Source organism: Nostoc cycadae WK-1 (assembly GCF_002897135.1).
GTDB lineage: Bacteria > Cyanobacteriota > Cyanobacteriia > Cyanobacteriales > Nostocaceae > Nostoc_B.
This window is the reverse complement of the sequence record NZ_DF978424.1, coordinates 56,474-74,502: the sequence shown is the minus strand read 5'-3', so window position 1 is coordinate 74,502 and position 18,029 is coordinate 56,474. Positions and strand designations below refer to the sequence as shown.

At 40.5% G+C, this 18,029-nt stretch carries 15 protein-coding genes and 1 other RNA gene; 10 read left to right on the top strand and 6 right to left on the bottom strand.

Annotation, left to right across the window (positions count from 1 at the left end; translation table 11 throughout):
- Positions 1–72 precede the first annotated feature (72 nt).
- Positions 73–396 carry a slr1957 family protein gene (locus NCWK1_RS06735; protein WP_187308075.1) on the bottom strand — a complete coding sequence of 108 codons (324 nt, stop codon included), beginning with the start codon at positions 394–396 and terminating at the stop codon, positions 73–75.
- 689 nt (positions 397–1,085) lie between these two features.
- Between NCWK1_RS06735 and NCWK1_RS06730 the strand changes: the two genes are divergently transcribed.
- From NCWK1_RS06730 to NCWK1_RS06715, 4 genes are all read left to right on the top strand, one after another.
- Positions 1,086–1,655 carry a pentapeptide repeat-containing protein gene (locus NCWK1_RS06730; protein ID WP_103124187.1) on the top strand — a complete coding sequence of 190 codons (570 nt, stop codon included), beginning with the start codon at positions 1,086–1,088 and terminating at the stop codon, positions 1,653–1,655.
- A complete protein-coding gene (locus NCWK1_RS06725; protein ID WP_103124186.1) occupies positions 1,652–2,791 on the top strand; it encodes a 5-(carboxyamino)imidazole ribonucleotide synthase in 1,140 nt (379 codons plus the stop codon). Before NCWK1_RS06730 ends, NCWK1_RS06725 begins: the two co-directional genes overlap by 4 nt.
- Before the next feature lie 60 nt (positions 2,792–2,851).
- A non-coding RNA gene (ssrS, locus tag NCWK1_RS06720) (6S RNA) lies at positions 2,852–3,034 on the top strand.
- Positions 3,035–3,171: 137 nt separating this feature from the next.
- The gene (locus tag NCWK1_RS06715) at positions 3,172–4,470 is read left to right on the top strand and encodes a sensor histidine kinase (protein WP_103124354.1); all 1,299 of its coding nucleotides are present in this window, start codon (positions 3,172–3,174) and stop codon (positions 4,468–4,470) included.
- On the opposite strand, the gene NCWK1_RS06710 is transcribed toward NCWK1_RS06715, so the two are convergent.
- The 4 genes from NCWK1_RS06710 to NCWK1_RS06695 form a co-directional block, all read right to left on the bottom strand.
- Positions 4,467–5,588 (bottom strand): ABC transporter permease, encoded by a 1,122-nt coding sequence (locus tag NCWK1_RS06710; RefSeq protein WP_103124185.1) that lies wholly within the window; start codon positions 5,586–5,588, stop codon positions 4,467–4,469. The two genes, NCWK1_RS06715 and NCWK1_RS06710, sit on opposite strands and share 4 nt — an antisense overlap.
- A 35-nt stretch (positions 5,589–5,623) precedes the next feature.
- Positions 5,624–6,730 carry an ABC transporter permease gene (locus NCWK1_RS06705; protein ID WP_103124184.1) on the bottom strand — a complete coding sequence of 369 codons (1,107 nt, stop codon included), beginning with the start codon at positions 6,728–6,730 and terminating at the stop codon, positions 5,624–5,626.
- A 50-nt stretch (positions 6,731–6,780) separates the two neighbouring features.
- Entirely contained in the window at positions 6,781–8,793 is a 2,013-nt protein-coding gene (locus NCWK1_RS06700; protein ID WP_103124183.1) for an ATP-binding cassette domain-containing protein, read from the bottom strand.
- Between the two features lie 96 nt (positions 8,794–8,889).
- Complete coding sequence (locus tag NCWK1_RS06695) at positions 8,890–10,278, bottom strand: HlyD family secretion protein (RefSeq protein WP_103124182.1); 1,389 nt, start codon at positions 10,276–10,278, stop codon at positions 8,890–8,892.
- A 91-nt stretch (positions 10,279–10,369) separates the two neighbouring features.
- On the opposite strand from NCWK1_RS06695, the gene NCWK1_RS06690 reads away from it, so the two are divergent.
- From NCWK1_RS06690 to NCWK1_RS06680, 3 genes are all read left to right on the top strand, one after another.
- Positions 10,370–10,993, top strand: coding sequence for a TetR/AcrR family transcriptional regulator (locus NCWK1_RS06690; RefSeq protein ID WP_096576344.1), 624 nt, complete (start codon positions 10,370–10,372; stop codon positions 10,991–10,993).
- 135 nt (positions 10,994–11,128) lie between these two features.
- Positions 11,129–12,781, top strand: coding sequence for a DUF1565 domain-containing protein (locus tag NCWK1_RS06685; RefSeq protein WP_103124181.1), 1,653 nt, complete (start codon positions 11,129–11,131; stop codon positions 12,779–12,781).
- Between the two features lie 118 nt (positions 12,782–12,899).
- Positions 12,900–13,142, top strand: coding sequence for a DUF6737 family protein (locus NCWK1_RS06680; RefSeq protein ID WP_103124180.1), 243 nt, complete (start codon positions 12,900–12,902; stop codon positions 13,140–13,142).
- A gap of 61 nt (positions 13,143–13,203) precedes the next feature.
- On the opposite strand, the gene mrdA is transcribed toward NCWK1_RS06680, so the two are convergent.
- Positions 13,204–15,045: a penicillin-binding protein 2 gene (gene mrdA, locus NCWK1_RS06675; RefSeq protein ID WP_103124179.1), complete on the bottom strand. Its 1,842-nt coding sequence runs from the start codon at positions 15,043–15,045 to the stop codon at positions 13,204–13,206.
- Positions 15,046–15,314: 269 nt separating this feature from the next.
- On the opposite strand from mrdA, the gene NCWK1_RS06670 reads away from it, so the two are divergent.
- From NCWK1_RS06670 to NCWK1_RS06660, 3 genes are read left to right on the top strand one after another with little or no spacing between them, the layout of a single operon-like run.
- Complete coding sequence (locus NCWK1_RS06670) at positions 15,315–16,442, top strand: ABC transporter ATP-binding protein (RefSeq protein ID WP_096576352.1); 1,128 nt, start codon at positions 15,315–15,317, stop codon at positions 16,440–16,442.
- A gap of 41 nt (positions 16,443–16,483) precedes the next feature.
- The gene (locus tag NCWK1_RS06665; RefSeq protein WP_103124178.1) at positions 16,484–16,855 is read left to right on the top strand and encodes a four helix bundle protein; all 372 of its coding nucleotides are present in this window, start codon (positions 16,484–16,486) and stop codon (positions 16,853–16,855) included.
- Between the two features lie 51 nt (positions 16,856–16,906).
- Positions 16,907–17,986 carry an ABC transporter substrate-binding protein gene (locus tag NCWK1_RS06660; protein WP_103124177.1) on the top strand — a complete coding sequence of 360 codons (1,080 nt, stop codon included), beginning with the start codon at positions 16,907–16,909 and terminating at the stop codon, positions 17,984–17,986.
- Positions 17,987–18,029: the final 43 nt, after the last annotated feature.

The window sequence follows — 18,029 nt, the reverse complement described above, 5'->3', positions numbered from 1 at the left end:
ATCCTACGGCGGGCGTTAGCCTCTCCCTTTGCGATAAGACCGCGCTGGCTCACTATTGACCTTTGATTCCGATTAAACATCTTCTAATTCTAATTGAGCTACTGTTACAGCATTAAAGGCAAAGGCCACTACCAAAGGCATTGGACATCTAAGTATAAAGGTGCTTGCGACAGCTACAACCGTACCAATTACGGCTGACATTGACCAAATTCTTTCTTCAAAGGTGAGTCCTTTTTCTGCTTTAATTCCTCTCAACACATGAGATGGAATTGGTTCTGGCATTACTCCGCCTGGAGGAAATGCCCAATAATTATTCCGCCGTTCAACAAATAATTCTGTCCAGCCATTTTCTTGGCACCAAGTCTCAATCCATTCCAGAGAATAATGTTTCATCATTTGTGTAATGCTGCTTACGAATTTTGTGTAGTTGCTGAATATAAACTGATAGGTTTCTAACTAACAAGTGGCAATAGAAATAATCCGACTGTTAGAGAAGGCTAAAAAGCCTATTTTGTAACCTCTTTAACTTTCACCTTCCTCCTATCTTTTTATACGTGCCAAGCAACTATTATGAAACTCAAGTTAATTCTCCTCTTGTGCAGGTAGCCAAGCATTCCAGACAGATAATCAATATGCTCAAGCAACGCTGACTAATCACCTTAATAAGAAGACTAACAGGGGATAATTAAGGTTAACAGCAAAAGTTAATAAACTTTACTTAGAAAATCCATCATAAAGAAATGTAAATAACTCTATTTATAGATGAATAAAGTTGAATAAGAATCAGGCTTTCTCAACAAGAAAGTGTGGGTTTCCGAATCTCCCATTACTTTATCTACCACTCATCCTGATATCTTGACTTCTGAATTCTATTTAATAAGAATATTTATATCGCAAAATCCAATTTATAAAATCAAGAATTGTAAATATAAAAGTGAGCAGATGCTGTAGTGAATATTAGTAGTTTCTAGATACTCACTCGCAACCAAGCTGGATATCTTATGTCTCATGAATAATTTAGCGATCGCCTGACTTAAGTTACAAAATGTTAAGCTAAGGTAATCTACAATACTTAAAAAAACAATATGTTTTGGCTAACAGGATTAACATTACTTTTAGGAATTTTCTTATTTTGCCTGATTCGCCTGAGCAAAAATCACTACACAGTAATAACTATTCTTACCCTCTTGCTCCTGCCTTCTGCCTTCTGGCTCCTGCCTCTTAACGCCCTTGCAGTAGACTGGACTCATCCCTTGTCATTTAGTAATGCAGAGTTAGCGAGACGAGATTTTTCGGGACAAACTTTGCAAGCTGCGGAATTTTCTAACGCGAATATGGAGATGGCTAACTTTACAGGTGCTGACTTGCGTGGAGCCGTCATGAGTGCTTCAGTAATGACTAAAGCCAATCTTCACCATGCTGATTTAACCAATGCGATGGTCGATCAGGTAAACTTAACAGGGGCTGATTTAAGCGATGCCGTTTTGAAAGAAGCCTTGTTACTTCGCGCCCTGTTTACAGATGTAAATATTCAAGGTGCAGACTTCACTGATGCAGTTTTGGATAAAGCGCAAATCAAAGAACTGTGCAGTCAAGCTAGTGGAGTAAATTCCAAAACTGGCGTAGAAACTCGTGAATCTTTAGGATGTCGATGAAGCGTGTTGGTGTAATTGGTGGTGGGCAACTAGCCTGGATGATGGGAGATGCAGCGCAAAAACTAGGAGTAGAATTAATTGTACAGACTCCTAGTAAATTTGATCCGGCTGTAGCTATTGCCCAAGATACAGTTTTTGCGGCAATTGATGATGCAAAAGCCACAGAAATTTTAGCTCAAAAAAGTGATGTCATCACCTTTGAAAATGAATTTGTTGACCTCGATGCTTTATCTTTATTAGCTAATCAAGGTGTTTGCTTCCGTCCGAGATTAGAAGCCTTATCGCCGTTATTAGATAAATATCATCAGCGTTGTTATTTGCGAGATTTAGGCTTACCTGTTCCGCAATTTTTTGCCGTAGATGATGTAGAGAATTTAGCCTCTCAGCTAGAAGCTTTAAGTTTTCCTGTTGTTTTAAAATCTCGCCGTCATGGTTACGACGGACAAGGCACATTTATTATCCAAGATTTAGCAAGTTTACAGCAAAAGTTAGCTCAAATAGCAAATCAATCACAGTTTTTAATTGAAGAATTTATACCATTTGAACGGGAACTAGCGGTAATTGCCGCCCGTTCTGTAAATGGTGAAGTTGTCATCTATCCAGTGGTAGAAACCCAACAAGAACAGCAAGTATGTCGGCGAGTTATAGCCCCTGCGGATATTACACTTAATCAAATAGAACAAAGTCAAGCGATCGCCCATACTTTATTAAATAGCCTAGAAGCCGTGGGCGTTTTTGGTATAGAACTATTTCTCACCAAAGATGGCCAAGTCCTAGTCAACGAAATAGCCCCCCGTACCCACAATTCGGGACATTTCTCCATCGATGCTTGCGAAACTTCCCAATTTGCACAACACCTTAGAGCCGTGTGTGGTCTACCTTTGGGCAACCCTAGTTTACACTGTCCAATGGCGATAATGGTTAACCTACTAGGATATGAAAATTCCGAGAGTGACTATCAAACCCAGCGCCAACAATTAGCCGCCATCCCCCAAGCGACAGTTCACTGGTACAACAAAACCGCATCTCGTCCTGGGCGGAAATTGGGACACGTCACGGTTTTGCTAGATGAATATAACCCAGCAGCGGCAAATAATCTCGCCCACGCCCTCGAATCTATCTGGTATCCCAGTTAAATTGGTCAGAGAATTTTTATATTGAACACAAAAGTTGTTTGAGAAAGCTATAATGAGTTAGTTGCACTGCGACGTTGGTGACTGCCATCAAGTTTTTTGATCTATGTCTTTAAAGAAAAGGGAACCAACAGTTATCGTGGCAGTAGACCGGGCATGTACCCGGAAACTTTAAACGAGCAACATCGGTACCCACCTGGTTTAACCAGGTCATAAACTTAGGTAAAACGGCGTTGCGGTGAACTTATAAATTTTTAGCTCCCAAATTTTAACTAAATTTGGGAGCTTTAGTTATGGGCATCTAGAAAAATATAAAAAATTATTATTTATTTCTAATATTTTAGTCTAATTATGATACAAAGCTTTAACTAAGAATGGGGGGTATGCAGGTGGAAGATTTTTTTAATTCTTTTCTATCAGACAATTTTATTCCACATGGGCATTGTTACTTATGGCAGCCAGGGTTAGTATGGTTACACATTTTGTCAGATTCGATAATTGCTTTCTCTTATTATTCCATTCCGCTGATGCTGGTATATTTTGTCCGAAAAAGACAAGATATACCATTTAAAAATATTTTTATTTTATTCGGTGCTTTTATTATTTCTTGTGGCACTACTCATTTAATCGAAATTTGGACACTTTGGCATCCTTACTATTGGTTATCTGGAAGTATAAAAGCACTGACAGCGATTATTTCTTTTTACACTGCATTAACATTAATACCTTTAGTTCCACAAGCACTGGCTTTACCAAGTCCAGCCCAAATGGAAGCAGCAAATCAGGCGTTACAAATTGAAATTACAGAACGTAAGTTAGTAGAAAATGAGTTACGCCAATACAAAGAACGTTTAGAAGAACTGGTAGAACAACGGACTGCTGAACTAGCCACAGCAAATAAACAACTACAAATGGAGATTGTGCAACGCCAAAATTCTCAAGAAAGAATGAGTAAATTATTGCAAGACTTAAAAAATACTAATCAAGAATTGAATGACTTTGCTTATATAGTTTCCCACGATTTAAAAGCTCCATTAAGAGGAATTGGTTTATTATCTGAATGGTTATTAAATGACTATGCAGATAAATTTGATGAAGAAGGTAAAGGCTTAGTTAATAGACTTATCAACAGGGTTAAGAAGTTACAAAATTTGATTGATGGCATTTTAGAATATTCAAGAGTTGGGAGAATTAGAGAAGACAAAATTCAAATTGATTTAAATGATTTGGTGAGAGATGTAATTGAAACTCTTGCACCAAACAAGAATATTCAAATCGAAATAACTAAGCCTTTACCTATAATTTATGGGGAAAAGGTTAAACTTGAACAAGTATTTCAGAATTTACTGAGTAATGCCATCAAATTTATAGATAAACCTCAAGGACAAATTCTAGTTGATTGCACAGAGGAAGATGATTATTGGCAAATTAGTGTGACTGATAATGGAATTGGTATAGAAGAAAAATATTTTACAAAAATATTCCAGATTTTTCAAAAATTATCTACTACAGACGATTCAGAAAGTACGGGAATCGGTTTATCTATCGTCAAAAAAATTGTTGAAATGTATGGTGGTAGTATTTGGTTGGAATCTACAGTTAATCAAGGTAGTACATTTTTTTTTACTATAAAAAAAACGTTGCAAATTCAACCAATGCAAGAAGTTGAGAAATATATTTAGCTTAATTGACTGCGGAACTTGTTAATACTAATAGTTAATAAAACAACCGCAAAAGCAACTAATGCCATAACATTAATCCATAATACATCTAAACCAACTCCCTTGAGTAAAATGCCTCTGACAATGGCGATGTAATGACGTAGGGGGTTGAGTAGAGACAAAACTTGAAAAAAAGGTGGCATGGCTTCGATTGGTGCGATCGCACCAGAAGTCTGTACCATTGGTAAATTAATAAAAAAAGATGTAAGTACAACTTGTTGTTGCGATCGGCAAATAGTCGCCAACATAATCCCTAAACTAATCCCGACAAACACATACATACTCGACAAGGCAAAAAACAGCAGAAAGTTACCCCGAAATGGTAAGTGGAATACTACTGTTGCTAAAGTTAAAGCAAGTAAAACATCTCCTAATAATAAAACAGCTAAAGGCACAATTTTCGACAATAAAATCTGCCAGTTAGCAGCCGGAGTCATCAATAATTGTTCTAATGTCCCCGTATCTTTTTCCCGTACAACGGTGATTGCAGAAACTAATGTGCCAATTAATGTGAGAACTAAACCCATAACTCCAGGTACAAAAAACCAGCTACTAATTAATCCGGGGTTGTAAAGAAAGACAACTTCTGGGGAAATTGGGGGACTCACTCTCGCTTGAGTTAAATGCAAGTTATATTGCTGAATAATTTGATTCATATAATTACCCGCAATTCCGGCTGTATTGGCATTTACTGCATCAATAAATACCTGAATTTCTGCTGTTTTTTGTGTAAGTTGACGGGAGAAATCAGGGGGGATGATCACTCCAACATCTAGCTTGCCTTCTTCCACTTGCCGACTTAAATCTTTTTCACTACTTGGTACAGATTCAAGTGTAAAAATTCGATTGGATGTCATGGCTGAAACTAATTCACGACTGGCGCTGACGTTGGCATAATCGATGACACCTAATCTTAAGTTATGCACGTCAGGATTGAGGATAAATCCATATAGCAATAGTTGAACTGTAGGCGGAACAATGAGTAAAACGATTAATTGCTTGTTGCGTAAGATTTGATTGATTTCTTTTCTGACTAATGCCCAAAATGGGCTATTGAATAATCGTTGGAGAAGTTTCATAATTTTAACGAATTACAGAGGCATAAAGATAAAGATTAATTAGGTAATTGCATTCGGCTTAAAACTCGGCGCGATACGTTAAAGAAGAATAAACCCAAGATTGTCAACATGACTAAATCAAACCAAACTCCGGCAAAGCCTGTACCACGTACAAAGGCATCACGAGTAATATCAATGTAATAACGCGCTGGCACTATGTTAGGTGCTAATGAGAGAGGGAAAGGAATGTTATTGAGGGGATAAATAAAACCTGATAATAATAATGATGTGATAAACCCAACGAGCGAAACGCCTTGAACGGCAGCATTTTGGTTACTACTACGTACTCCTAAAAGTAACCCGAATAGTACACTATCCATTAAGAATAGTAAAGTTCCAATTAATAAAGTTATGGGATTGCCTACTATACCAATTTGGAAAATAATTGAGCCTAATATCATGACTATTAAGGTTTCAATTATGGCAATTAACAAGTAGGCTAATCCTTTACCAAGTAAGAGTTCAGTGGCGCTAATATTGGAAGCGTAGACTTGAATAATTGTACCTTTTTCTTTTTCTCTGACCATTGCGATCGCAGCCAGCAAGGAAGGAAAAATCCACAGCACAACACCATACACTCCCGGCACAATATAAAGTGATTCTAATCTGCCTGGATTAAACCATAAACGCATTCTAGCTGTAATACTATTAGTTGGTGGCAATAATCCATGCTCCTGCATGAAAAAGTTTGTAACTCTTTGAATGCTATTTCTAATTACTCGCGCATTATTCACATCAGTTGCATCAATTAAAACTTGTACTCTTGTATTTTTACCTGCTTGAATATCACGGCTAAATTCAGGGGGGATAATCACGGCAGCTTTAGCAATTCCTTTATCTATGGCATCGCGTATAGGATTACCACCCGACCATTGTTTTGGGATAAATTGATTGGTGGCGTATAATCTCTCAATATAGCTATTGCTGAGGTTTGTGTGATTAAAATCTTGGACAATTAAAGGGATATCTTTACTTTCTAATCGGATAGCAAAACCAAAAATAATTAGGGTGATAAATGGTAAGATAAAGGCTAAGGCTAAAGTGAGGTGATCGCGGCGGAATTGAGCTATTTCTTTAATACATTGGGCGATGATTCTTTTCATTTTTTAAACGCAAAGGTGTGGGGAGGTAAACGCAAAGGGGCGCGGAGTTTTTAGGTTTGAGAACGTTCTACTATGCCAATAAAGGCATCTTCTAAAGAGAAGGGTATGGGGCGGAGAGAATAAACTTGAATTTGATTGGCTTTTAATAGTTGCGTTATTTGGTTGATTTCCTGTTCGGGGTTGTCGAGAACAACGTGTAAACTATTGGCAAAAATCGAGATACGCCAAGAATCAAAGTGTTGTTTGAGTAATTTGGAAGCTGTTTGATTTTGGTTGACGATGATTTCGATTAATTGTCCTGGTTGGGAGGCTTTGATGGAACTGGGTGAACCTTCGGCGACAGTTTCTCCTGCAACCATAAAACTCATGCGGTTACACTGTTCGGCTTCTTCTAAATAGTGAGTTGTAACTAAAATGGCTGTTCCGTTACGGGCGAAGTCATTAATTAATTTCCAAAATTGGCGACGCGCTAAAGGATCTACCCCTGATGTGGGTTCATCTAAAAATAAGATATCTGGTTCGTGCATCACGGAAGCACCGAAAGCTACTCGCTGTTTCCAACCTCCAGGTAATTGTCCAGTAACGAGATTTTCTTGTCCTTCTAAGCCACAGGTAGCTATCACCCAATCAATTTTTTCCCGCCGAAGTTTGCGCGGTACGCCGTAAACTCCGCTATAAAATTCGAGGTTTTGCAGAATGGTTAAGTCGTCATAGAGGGTAAATTTTTGACTCATGTAACCAATGCGTCGCCTTAAGTCTGCACTTCGCAGATTTCCTGTTTCACCACCCAGAGAAATTTCTCCACCGCTGGCTTCTAACAGTCCGCACAACATTTTAATTGTGGTGGTTTTTCCCGCACCGTTAGCACCCAATAACCCAAATATTTCACCGTAGCGCACCTCAACGTTGACATCTTTGACAGCTTGGAATTTGCCAAAAACCCGACTCAGGTTGTGGGCGTATATCGCTATTTCTGAGTGCTGAGTATTTAATAATCCTTCCCCTACACCCCTAAACCCCTGCACCCCTGCATCCCAACTCTCCACACCCCACGCCCCACTTCCCCTTTTACGCGAACGAGGGAAAGGAAAAAATTGTGGTACAGAACCTTGTTGACGCAGGCGGGTGACGAAGACGTTTTCTAATGTGGGTTCGCCACGTTCAATGAGGGGTGTGGGTAAATCATGTTGTTGCAAGAGTTGGCGGACTTCTGTTTCTCCAGTGTCTAAATTGGGAACAAGGACATCCAAGCGATCGCCAAAAATCTGCACATCTATAATATTATTCTGTACAGTCTGGGAAAGTATCTCTTCTGTGGCTGTTAAATTTGCAGTTCGCACTTCTAAGCGATGCAAACCCAAGTTAGCGCGTAAATCTGCGGGTGTACCAATTTCATGAATTTGCCCAGTGTACATCAAAGCTACGCGGTGACAGCGTTCGGCTTCGTCGAGGTAAGGTGTCGCCACGACAATTGTCATCCCTTCGGCGGAAAGTTCAGCTAACACATCCCAAAATTCTCGCCGGGAAACGGGATCAACACCAGTGGTAGGTTCATCTAATAACAAAACTTCTGGTTGAGAAACTAAAGCACAACACAGCGCCAGCTTTTGTTTCATTCCGCCAGATAATTGTCCCGCCAAGCGATCGCCAAATTTATCTAAATTCATTAATTTTAAATATTTCTGGCGGCGTTGCACTAACAAATCATCTGCTACTTGCCGTAAACCTGCGGCATAACGTAAATTCTCATCAATACTCAAATCTAAATACAGGGAAAATTGTTGAGTAAGATATCCAGTCATTAACCGTGCATCTCGCGCAGGCTGTCCAAATATCTGCACTTCCCCTGCGGTTGCTTCCATCACACCGCCCAAGATGTGAAAGGTGCTAGTTTTACCCGCCCCATCAGGGCCAATTAGCCCAAACATTTCACCTTTCTGGACGCTGAAATCAATTCCTCGAACGGCGGCTAAGTTGCCGTAGTGCTTGTGTAAACCTTGTACTTTGATGGCGGTTGTGGTGGGGCTGGATGATGGTGGTGAGATCGTGAGTGGCTGTTTCATAATTTTTCACGCAGAGACGCAGAGGCGCAGAGAGAGTTTTAAGAGAGTTATTTGTTGAATAAACAAACTCTGATTTTTACCAGAGGTTTATTCTCTTCAGCCTCCGGCCTCCTGCCCCCTGCCTCCTGCCTTCAAATCAATCTCTGCATCAGCCGGCATCCCAATTTTGGCGCAGGGTATATCTGATTGGGCGTAGGGATTTTCGGGGTTAAAGCAACCATCTGGGTTTGTGACTTCGACGCGAATTCCGACTACTTGTCTGACTCGATCTTTTTGGAAATAAATATTCTCTGGTGTAAAGGAAGCTTGGGGATCAATGGCAATGACTTTGCCTTGTAAGGGTTTTTCTGGTGCAGAATCTAGGAGAATTTTTGTGGTTTGTCCTAAGCGCACTTTGCCAATATCGCCTTCGGGAATGAAACCGCGAAAATACAATGTTTTGGGGTCAACAATTGTCAAAATCTTTGTTTGGCTGTTAACTACTGCCCCTGGTTCGGCACTCCGGGCTGTAACTACGCCATCTATAGGGCTGAGGACGTTTAAATCTTTTTTAGAGTCGGCTATTTGGGTGAGGATTTGTTGTTTTGCGGCTTGGGTATCTTTGACTTTAGCTTGTGCAGATTTAACTTTAGCTTGTGCAGATTTCAATTGGGCATAACTTTGCTGCTGCTTTCTGAATAAAGCTGTTAACTGGGCGTTGCGAATATCAGGGTTGAAGCCTGTGGTTTTAGCTTGCGTTAGCGCCCCTTCAACTGCGCTTAACTGCTGACGTGCGGCGTTAACTGCGGCTTGTCTTGCTTCTAAGGTGGCTATGGTTGTATCGAGGGTGGTTTGGGCTTGGTCAAATTGTTGTTGATTAATAGCGCCTTCTTTGACTAGTTTGGCATAGCGATCGCGGTTAATTTGCGCTAAATTTACTTCTGCTGCGGCTTGTTTAACTTGGGCTTGTGCTTGCACTAACTGGGCTTTAGCGGCTGCAACGTTCGATTGTGCTTGTTCAATTCGTCCTTGGGTATCGCCTTGAGACTGGCGCACATTCAGTTTGGCTTCGTTAATTTGGCTGGTAATTTCTTGAATTTCTCTTTCTACTCGCTCAACATCAGAAATTGCTTGTTGTGCATCCGATTCAGCCGATGCTATCCTAGCTTCTGCACCACGCAATTGGTCTTGCAAGAGTTGGTCATCGCTGTCATCCATTGTGATTAATTCTTGTCCCTTTTTGACTGCTGTGCCTTCCCGCATGGCAATTGACTCAATTCTGCCAGAACGCTTTACCCCAATCTCAGTTTCATAACCCTCAATCCGACCGCTAACTTTCAGTATATTTATCGCACCTTGGGGTTGACTATGCCAGACTGCGTAACTAATACCACCTATGACTAGCAAACCTCCAACCAGTAAAGGAATTGGTTTCTTGCGTCGCTGTTGCTTGGATACTGGGACATTTGTAAGACTTTCCGGCGGGATTGGGGTAGTCTGAGTCATAGTAGCATCCTGGATTGTCAAAATATTTTGGTCATCATACTAGACTGTCCAGTATGATACGGCAAGAGATTAGCAAAAAAATTTACTTTTCATGCCTAACTCCTTTACTTCTCAACTGGAAACTGTGTTACCTGCAATTACGCAAAAACAAGAGCAAATCTTGCAAGGAGCGATTCGAGTATTTTTGCGAGAAGGTTACGCCAGAACCAGTATGGATAGAGTAAGTGCAGAAGCTGGAGTTGCTAAACAAACGATTTACAGTCACTTTCGAGATAAAGAAGGACTATTTAAAGCGTTGATGGAACGATTAACGCTCACTTGTTTTCAAAGTATTTTTTCTAACACAGAACTGCACGGCGAACCTGAAAGTTTATTGCGTCAGGTTGGTGAAACTTACTTAACAAAAGTTGCTGAAAATCCTGATTATTTGGCACTGTTGCGCTTGATTATTACGGAGGCACAAAACTTTCCTGAACTCGCCAAACTTTATAACCAAACAGTTGTACAACGCGGTCGGTTGTTGCTGAGTCAGTATTTTGCATCCCATCCCGAATTAGGTATTACCGATCCAGAAGCGATCGCCCATATTTTCATGGGTTCCCTAGTTTCTTACGTAATTATACAGGAAATGCTGTACGGCAAAGAACTCATGGACTTATCGCGCGATCGCCTGTTGGATAGTTTGATGAATTTGGTAATGAGCCAATCAAGGTAAAATAAGTAGCAAATAGCAGCTTTTCTGGAATTCATCCACTAAATTTGGTAGTCAATGTTGCAAATTTTAGCGATAACTAGCCATTCGCAAAGTTAACGCTAATAGTATGACTATGTATTTTTTAGCGGTATAAATATGCCTCAAACTTTTTACGTAAATCCTTTAACCGGAAATAGTAATAACTCTGGTAGCCAACAAGCGCCTTTTAAAACAATTACCCAAGCTCTGAAAGTTGCCACGCCAGACACTACAATTCAACTAACGGATGGAAATTACAGCGTCGCTAGTGGAGAAGTTTTTCCCCTCACCATTCCGTCTGGTGTGAAAGTAGTTGGTAACGAAGCTAACAAAGGCAGCAGTATTTTAATTGAAGGTAGTGGTACTTACCTCAGCCGGACTTTTGCTGCTCAAAACGTTACCTTTGTCATGCTAGATGGTGCTGCACTCAGGGGAGTGAGTGTGACAAACCCAGCCAGTCGTGGTAGTGGTGTCTGGGCGGAATCAACTACGCCGACTATTGCCAATTGCACCTTCAAAAATTGTAAACGTGAGGGAGTATTCGCTACTGGTGATGCTAACCCAGTAATTCAAGGTAATGTATTTACAGAAAATGCTGCCAATGGAATTGCGATCGCTAAAAATTCCCAAGGTCAAATTCAAGATAACACCTGCTTTAAAACAGGCTTTGGCATTGCTATTAGTGATACAGCCTCACCCACACTTTTAAATAACAAATTTACCGAAAATCGTTCTGGCATAGTAGTTTCTGGTAGCGCCCGCCCCGTACTACGCAACAATGTCAGTGAAAATAATACCGACGATGGTCTGACTGTAATTTCTACTGCCCTACCAGATTTAGGCAGTGCTTCCAGTCCTGGAGGTAATATTTTCCGCAATAACGCTAAATTCGATTTACAAAATGCCAGTTCTAATCAACTGATTTCCGTTGGTAATCAAATTGACCCTAGCAAAGTCAGCGGTAATATCCAGTTTGCCAGCACACCCGTTCCTACACCTACTCCTGTACCGACACCTACTCCTGTACCGACACCTACTCCTGTACCGACACCTACACCTACACCGACCCCTGTACCGACACCGACCCCTGTACCGACACCGACACCTACACCGACACCTACTCCTGTACCAACCCCAGTTCCCACACCGACCCCTGTACCGACCCCAACACCCACACCCAGCCCTATAGATTTAACCGATATTGCTAATCATTGGGCAGTGGGCTTTATTCGGGAATTAGTCAAACAAGGTATAGTTAACGGTTTTCCAGACCGCACCTTTAAACCAGATGCAACGATGACCAGGGCGCAGTATGCAGCATTAATTGTCAAAGCTTTTGCACCATCATCTAAACGTGCAGCAGCCCAATTTAAAGATGTATCCGCCAGCTTCTGGGCATCTAAAGTAATTCAGCAAGCATATCAAGGTCAATTTCTCTCTGGATTCCCTGATAATACATTCCGCCCTAACCAAAATATTCAGCGTGTGCAAGTTCTGGTTTCTTTGGTCAATGGACTCGAACTAGGCACAGATGGGAATGTCGCCAACGCGATCAAAATTTTCGATGACCAAGCTAAAATTCCTGACTATGCCAAAGATGAAGTAGCAAAAGCTATAGACAAGGGAATTATCGTCAATCATCCTAACTTGAAGCAACTCAACCCTACCCGCGATGCGACACGGGCGGAAGTAGCGGTGATGGTTTATCAAGCTTTGGTTGATGCTGGCCGTGTAGCGGCGATTAATTCGCAATATATTGTGAATGGTTGATTAAACAACACAGGGGTGTAAGGGTGTAGGGGTGTAAAGTAAGAAAAGTATTGAGTTTTGAAAAACACTAATCCCTAGCCCCTCATCCCTGTTTGATTCACGCAGTCTATGATGTTTTATGCCTGAACAAAAGCCTTTAAATCCTTGGGACTACAAACCTTGGTGGTGTCAGCCTTGGTCTATAATCTTGACAACTATAATTTTGATTAGTGGAAGCTGGTTACTATTTAAAATTATTTGGCTAACAATTCTGGTGTCCATTCCTGTACTGACTTGGATGAGCTTTTTTGTATTTATTTGGCCACAATTGATGATTCGTAGTGGAATTTTGGAATCGTATCAAAAGGAGAATTGGGAATAGGGGCGTAAGGGTTTTGCTTAGATATATACCTCACACCCCTAAATATCACATTGATTGATGATTAATCACCGTTAACACCATTAGCGTTTTGAGAATTTGCTGATTCTGGTTTTTGGTACTTACCGGGGTATTTATGCTGAAAATACGCTTCCAATACTTGTAAAACCATTGGCCCGCAGACTGTACCACCATGATCCCCGGAATTTTCGCCAAAGGCGACAACGGTAATTTCTGGGCGATCGCTTGGGGCATAAGCACCAAACCAAGTATGATTAGGCCGACCCACACCGGCTTCGGCTGTACCACTCTTACCGGATGATGGGGCGATGGTTGGCAGATTTAAGCGTTTCCCTGTACCTTCAGTAATTACCTTCCGTAGTCCATCCCGCAGAACGTTAATAGTTGACTGGTTCATATCTAAAGATTCACGCCAGCTTTTTGCTTCTTCGTTGTCTTTCAACAAATGAGGCTTCACACGATACCCACCATTAGCGGGAACAGAAAACATAATTGCTGATTGTAGTGGTGTCACTTGCAAAGCGCCTTGACCAATGGACATATTAATTGTGTCGCCCACAGTCCAAGGAATTTTCCAAGCTTTTTGTTTCCAATTTTCATCGGGAACCAAACCCCTAGATTCTTCACTGGGGAACTCAATTCCAGTTTTTTGACCGAAACCGTACTTCTGCGCCCATGCAATTAAAGTCGGGCCACCAACACCTTTACCAACTTGATAAAAGAATGTATCACTACTCATAGCGATCGCCCTAGGAAATCCCAAAGGCCCAAACCCTGCATGATTCCATTCCCCAAAAGTCACACCACCAACAGTCAAGGAACCATAGGTTTGCAGCACTGTTCCAGGGGAAAACTTACCCGACTCCAAGCCAGCCGTTGTGGTGACAATTTTGAAAGTACTTGCGGGAGGAAAAGCACTTAAAGCCCGGTTTACTAAAGGATGGTCTTTACCTTGTACACTTTCCCAATCTTTTTGCGAGAGTTTTTGCTTAGAAAAAATATTTGGGTCAAACCCAGGATGAGATACCATCGCTAAAACTGCACCATTTCTGGGATCAAGGGCGACAATTGCACCTTGATACTTACCTAAAGCTTTGTCTGCTGCTTTTTGTAGTTCCCAATCTATCGTTAAATGTAAATCTCTACCTGATTTGGCTTGTTTTTCTCCCAAAATACGGATTGGGCGACCTGCACCATCCACTTCCACCTGCTGACCACCCCATTCGCCGCGTAAAGTCTTCTCATAGGCCTTTTCTATGCCCATCTGACCAATGACATCACCCAGACGGTAGCCTTCTTTTTGCTTATCTTTCAACTGATCAGGTGTCAGTTCTCTTGTATAACCTAGTACATGAGCTAATTCTTGACCATGTGGATAGTAGCGCACCGCATCGGTGTTAATTTCTACATCTTTTAGTTCATTTTCATACTCTTTTAAAGCTGTAATTTGGGCTTCGCTGACATCACGCGCAATCCGAATCAGGGAAGCAGAGTTAGCACCAGCTGCATCTAGCTTATGTTCCATTTCTTCTTGTGGGATACCCAGAATTTGGGATAATCTTGGCCCCACCACCGACCAAGATGGCTTAGTATGTGCCAGCGGCCATAAGTATACAGAATGGGGATATCGGGTAGTGGCTAACAGCTTACCATTGCGGTCAAAAATATTACCTCGTTCTGGTTGTTTCAGAATGGTGCGGACACGGTTAGATTCGGCACGTTTCCGCAGTTGAGATCCTTCCACGATTTGTAAATATGCTAACCGTGCTTCAATCCCCGCCAGCGTCAATAAAGTGAATCCAATCAAGAAGATTGACTGTATACCACGTCCAACAGTCCGTGTATCTTTTCTGCTATTCGGTAAAGATGATGGAAATAAAGCCATAGAACAAATAATTTTAGATTTTAGATTTTAGATTGAATAATATTCCCACTACCGACTCCAACTCCTAAGAGTATAGAAATTCTGCAATTCAGATGCTTGGTATAGAATGCCCGAATCTTACACTTGATATTAAGCTTGTAACAATCGCAAACGTATATTCCCGATCTGGGGTTTTTGGCGGATACAATAAACCAAAGTGTTATTTAAGTCTGCTTAATAGGCTACATTCACGGAAAATCAGGTTAAATCACAGCATTCTACTGAGGATTATGGCTCAATCTGTTGTGCAGAATCAGAGGGGGATTACGTCGTTTCAGCCACTCGATGTGGAACTACGTAACGTGTTTAAGTTTTTCAAGCAAGAACCAGCCGTACATGGAATAGATTTAGATGTCCGCAAAGGAGAATTTTTTAGTATTTTAGGCCCCTCCGGTTGTGGTAAGACCACAACATTACGTTTAATTGCGGGATTTGAATCAGCGGATGCAGGTAAAGTACTGATTCAAGGTCAGTCTATGACTAATGTTCCGCCTTATCGCCGCCCAGTCAATACTGTATTTCAAAGTTACGCGCTGTTCAATCACTTGAATGTCTGGGATAACATCGCCTTTGGACTGCACTTAAAAAAAATTCGCAAATCAGAAATCGAAAGTCGAGTTACAGAAGCCTTAAAACTCGTCAAAATGGAAAGTTTGCGATCGCGCTTTCCCAATCAACTTTCTGGTGGTCAACAGCAGAGGGTAGCATTAGCTAGGGCGTTAGTGAATCATCCGACTGTTGTGCTGTTAGATGAACCTTTAGGCGCTTTAGATTTAAAGCTGCGTAAAGAAATGCAAGTTGAATTATCAAACCTGCATAAAAAGTTAGGCTTAACCTTTATTTTAGTTACTCACGACCAAGAAGAAGCATTGTCTTTGAGCGATCGCATTGCGGTGATGAATCAAGGCAAAATTGAGCAAATTGGTACTCCCAGCGAAATTTACGAACGTCCCCAAACAGCTTTTGTGGCTGATTTTATTGGTGATACTAATTTATTTAGTGGTGAAATTGCTGCTGTCGAAGCTGATTGTATACAAGTTGTCACCAAAACCGGACTGAAAATCATAGTTACCCGCTATGAAGACACACCAATAGAATTGTCTCAATCAGTAGTGGTAAGTGTGCGCCCAGAAAAAATCCAACTATCACTATATCCGCCTAATTTACCAAGTAATTCCTTTGAAGGCAGACTAGTTAACGTTATGTATTTGGGAACCCATGTTACTTATGTGGTGGAATTAACTAATGGGATAAATATCAGCGTTTTGCAACCTAATACCTTTGGTAATTTGCCAGACAGAGACACACCAATTTACGTTTTATGGGCAGAAAGTGATTGTTTGGCTATTAGTCAATAGTCAATGGTCAATGGTCAATAGTCCATGTTTATACAGATGCGATGTCTAGCAAGTATTTTAAAGAATTACGGGTTTATAAATTATCAGAAAAATTATCTGATGAAATTTGGCAAATAGTTAATGAATGGGATATGTTTGCCAAAAATACAATGGGTACACAAATGGTACGTTCAGCAGATAGTATTGGGGCAAATATAGCAGAGGGAGTTGGCAGAGGTAGTTATCAAGATAATAAACGCTTTGTCAGAATGGCAAGAGGCTCGCTGAATGAAACTCAACATTGGCTAAGAAGAGCATATTGCCGTAATTTATTAACAGTTGAACAAGTAGAAACACTCAAACGTATGATTAACGAACTAGCACCACAATTAAACGCTTACCTCAAATCAATCGGCAATATACCTGAAAATTAATTAAGTATGCCATTTTTAAACTACTCTCTATTGACTCTTGACTCTTGACTAATGACAAGAAGAAACTTTTTACAAAAAATAGCAGCATTTTCTAGCTTATCTTTAACTGGTTGTGGTTGGAAATTAGCTAATGTCCGTGCGGCTACAAAATCTACTCATAGTGACAAATTATATCTTTATACTTGGACACAATATTCCGACAAAAAATTACTCCAAACTTTTAGTACCCAAACAGGGCTGCAAGTGCTTGTAGATCCTTATGATTCTAATGAAGTGATGTTAGCCAAACTCTTAGCTGGAGGTGGTGGTGCTTACAGTGTAATTTACCCTTCTGACTATATGGTACAGAAGATGGTAGAGAAAAATTTATTAATCGAATTAAATCATAATCGCTTAATTGGTTTAGATAATTTATTTCCGCAATTTAAAAATCCTAGTTATGACTCCAATAATCGTTATAGTTTACCATTCAATTGGGGAACTACAGGGTTAATTTACAATTCTGAAGTTCTGCAAACAGCGCCAGAAGATTGGGATTATCTCTGGCAAAATCAGTCCATACTCAACAAGCGGATGACCTTACTCAATGATGTACGGGAGGTGATGGGTGCAGTATTAAGAATGTTAGGTTATTCTTACAACTCTAAAGAGGAAGAGGAACTGAAACAAGCATATAACAAATTACAGCAATTAAAACCTGCGATCGCCTCCTTTGATACTGATGCTTGGCAAAACCAAATTCTGGCGGGAGATTTGCTATTAGCGATGTGTTACTCAGCCGATGCTATTCGGGTGATTAAAGAAAATCCTAAATTTAAATATGTGATTCCTCGCAGTGGTTCTTCCTTATGGACTGATACAATTGTCGTACCCAACAGCGCCCCAAATATTGATGGTGCTTATGCTTGGATTAACTTTGTTTTGCAACCTGAAGTTGCAGCAATGATTAGTCAAAATTTGAATATTTCTACTCCTAATGGTGCTGGATTTGAACAATTACCCAAAAAACTTCAAGATAATAAAAATTTATTTCCTGAAGCCGCCCTTTTAGAAAAGTGTGAACGGATTACTCCTCTGGGTGACTTTGAGGAAGTTTATGAGCGCTACTGGACTCAATTAACTAGCGGTTAAGACAAATAAAACAAAGGCTTATAAGTTTCCCAAGTCAAATTTT

Excerpts from the sequence above, each read along its gene's own strand:
- NCWK1_RS06695 (WP_103124182.1), bottom strand. The coding sequence starts at position 10,278 with ATGACTCAGACTACCCCAATCCCGCCGGAAAGTCTTACAAATGTCCCA.
- NCWK1_RS06685 (WP_103124181.1), top strand. The coding sequence starts at position 11,129 with ATGCCTCAAACTTTTTACGTAAATCCTTTAACCGGAAATAGTAATAAC.
- mrdA (WP_103124179.1), bottom strand. The coding sequence starts at position 15,045 with ATGGCTTTATTTCCATCATCTTTACCGAATAGCAGAAAAGATACACGG.
- NCWK1_RS06690 (WP_096576344.1), top strand. The coding sequence starts at position 10,370 with ATGCCTAACTCCTTTACTTCTCAACTGGAAACTGTGTTACCTGCAATT.
- NCWK1_RS06710 (WP_103124185.1), bottom strand. The coding sequence starts at position 5,588 with ATGAAACTTCTCCAACGATTATTCAATAGCCCATTTTGGGCATTAGTC.
- NCWK1_RS06725 (WP_103124186.1), top strand. The coding sequence starts at position 1,652 with ATGAAGCGTGTTGGTGTAATTGGTGGTGGGCAACTAGCCTGGATGATG.
- NCWK1_RS06660 (WP_103124177.1), top strand. The coding sequence starts at position 16,907 with ATGACAAGAAGAAACTTTTTACAAAAAATAGCAGCATTTTCTAGCTTA.
- NCWK1_RS06680 (WP_103124180.1), top strand. The coding sequence starts at position 12,900 with ATGCCTGAACAAAAGCCTTTAAATCCTTGGGACTACAAACCTTGGTGG.
- NCWK1_RS06715 (WP_103124354.1), top strand. The coding sequence starts at position 3,172 with ATGCAGGTGGAAGATTTTTTTAATTCTTTTCTATCAGACAATTTTATT.
- NCWK1_RS06735 (WP_187308075.1), bottom strand. The coding sequence starts at position 396 with ATGATGAAACATTATTCTCTGGAATGGATTGAGACTTGGTGCCAAGAA.
- NCWK1_RS06670 (WP_096576352.1), top strand. The coding sequence starts at position 15,315 with ATGGCTCAATCTGTTGTGCAGAATCAGAGGGGGATTACGTCGTTTCAG.
- NCWK1_RS06700 (WP_103124183.1), bottom strand. The coding sequence starts at position 8,793 with ATGAAACAGCCACTCACGATCTCACCACCATCATCCAGCCCCACCACA.
- NCWK1_RS06705 (WP_103124184.1), bottom strand. The coding sequence starts at position 6,730 with ATGAAAAGAATCATCGCCCAATGTATTAAAGAAATAGCTCAATTCCGC.
- NCWK1_RS06665 (WP_103124178.1), top strand. The coding sequence starts at position 16,484 with ATGTCTAGCAAGTATTTTAAAGAATTACGGGTTTATAAATTATCAGAA.
- NCWK1_RS06730 (WP_103124187.1), top strand. The coding sequence starts at position 1,086 with ATGTTTTGGCTAACAGGATTAACATTACTTTTAGGAATTTTCTTATTT.